2 protein-coding genes are annotated in these 1,079 nt (G+C 54.2%); both read left to right on the forward strand.

Features of this window, described 5'->3' with window-relative positions; translation table 11 throughout:
• Window positions 1-318, forward strand: a 318-nt coding sequence (locus IFS44_RS22015; RefSeq protein ID WP_206757904.1) for a hypothetical protein, incomplete at its 5' end; no start/stop codon positions are given.
• 619 nt (window positions 319-937) lie between these two features.
• Window positions 938-1,079 (forward strand): SDR family NAD(P)-dependent oxidoreductase (locus IFS44_RS21610; protein ID WP_192099690.1); only part of this gene is annotated, 142 nt, incomplete at its 3' end.

The raw sequence follows: 1,079 nt of genomic DNA on the forward strand, positions 1-1,079 counted from the left end.
GATTTTAAGCCGGTGCCAGCCGGCGCCGAGGCCGACTTCTTCAACACAATCGGGCGACTGTGGAACGGCAGCTTTCCAAAAAGGGAACGGTTGGCGAGAAGGGATCGACGTTCTCGGAATCGATCGTTGAATGGGAACTCCTACGTCAGACAAAAAGTCGGAGACCGTGAGCGGATAGTCAACGTGTTGTCATCTTCAATCGCTAACTCGGCTTTCTTGACGACGCTCACCAAGGTCGAAACGGATGCACCCCTGTCTTCTATCAATCTGTCTTGCAACGGCAGTAGTTGCTGGGCCGCAACCCTCAGGCTGGACTAGCTTTGGGGTGGCAGATAACACCCCCTACCTGTCCTTCTATGAAGGCAATCGTCCGCGCCTAACACTCGGCTGTAGTGGCACTCGTACAATTGTGCAATTGCGTGGTTTTACGGCCGCTCAGGCGTGGCCTCAGCCAACTTTGAACCTATCATTTGGGAAGGTCGCGCGTTCCTCTCGCCCTGATCTGGCTCTGGTTGGCAACGAGACTGCTTATTCCTTTGACTTTCCAACGAGTCAAAAGATCCTAACCAGCTTAGAGGCAGGAGAAATAATAACCGCGTCGTACCAACGGCAAGTCAGATTCTACCCCGCCATCCCCGAACTGCTTCGCAAACGGTTTGTAATGAATTGCGCAGGGCTCTTGCCACAGGGGTGGGCAGGCTAAGGCCATTCCGATGGTGCGCTGCGCCTTGGACCTAACGTCCGAATGATAGCAATGGCTTCCTGGCAATCGCGCTTCCCAAAAAGGATCGAAATATTGAATTGCAGCCGATTGATCGTTGACGTAACATCGTCACGTTCTCGGGAGTCTTTCGAAATGATCCAGCGTCACCGCTAAAGCGGCAAAGCATACGCCAGCGGAGTAATCCGCCGACTGGACTCTGTTTTCGAGAACATCATGCAAAGACTGAATAACAAGACGTGCGTCGTCACCGGTGCTGCGCGTGGTATCGGCCGCGCAATCGCAGCACGCTTCCATAACGAAGGTGCGGTCGTCATCGTCACCGACATCGATGAAGCAACGGGAGCGGCAACAGCGG

The organism is Sphingomonas sp. CFBP 13706, from assembly GCF_014842355.1.
In the GTDB taxonomy this organism is placed as follows: domain Bacteria; phylum Pseudomonadota; class Alphaproteobacteria; order Sphingomonadales; family Sphingomonadaceae; genus Sphingomonas; species Sphingomonas aerolata.